Origin of the sequence: Clostridium sp. AM25-23AC, from assembly GCF_003435125.1 — a bacterium.
Classification (GTDB): Bacteria; Bacillota; Clostridia; order Lachnospirales; family Lachnospiraceae; genus Pilosibacter; species Pilosibacter fragilis.
The window spans coordinates 21,550-22,250 of record NZ_QWGI01000038.1 but is presented as its reverse complement, the minus strand read 5'-3'; the positions used below and the strand labels follow the sequence as shown (position 1 = coordinate 22,250).

Below are 701 nucleotides of genomic sequence, written 5' to 3'. Positions count from 1 at the left end.
TCTTTATATTATTTTATCTAGCACAACAGGTTAAATTATATTCACATACCGGAAAGTTGAATGTCGGCGGGCATCAAGTCTACTCCCTCCAGGTGATGCAGGATACCCTCGCCGGAATGAATCGGCTCATCCATCAGGATATGCCCCATAGCGTCCGACAGCGTAAAGGGCAACTTGTCCGGCTGGGGATTGCCTAAGCTGATCGTCAGGCTGCCTTGCGGGTCTCCGTCGATCAGCAGGACTTTCTTTCCGGCCTGCGCCAGCCCGATTCCCAAGTTGGCACAGGTCGTTGTCTTGCCAACGCTTCTCCGCTCCCGCTCCGGTCGGCGCTGAACATGTGCCACTGGCACATAGCGCCCTTTCTGGTTGGCAATGGCGATGATTTGCGTGTTCATTGACTTCACCTCATTTCTAATTATTGCTGTTGCTTCTGGAAATAGAAAAAGCCGCCACTTCAAAATTAACAGTGAAGTGACGGCTCTTTCTATCGCCGGAATACGAGTTCCTGAAATGAAAAAAGCACCCAGCATTTATACTGTGTGCTACATCAAATTCATATTCAATTATTCAAATTAGCTCAAACTATGCCAAACTGCCACAGCCAAAAAACGAGGGGAAGGAGGGCTGAAAAGCCCCCCAAAAAATCGGTTCTCGGTTAACCACTTTAGGAACCACTTCCCCCTCTTTTTGCCCTCTTTTTA

General features: G+C 48.4%; 1 pseudogene. It reads right to left on the bottom strand.

Features of this window, described 5'->3' with window-relative positions:
- Positions 1 to 44 precede the first annotated feature (44 nt).
- Positions 45 to 395: pseudogene (locus tag DW677_RS16120) on the bottom strand (AAA family ATPase); the annotation flags it as partial.
- Positions 396 to 701: the final 306 nt, after the last annotated feature.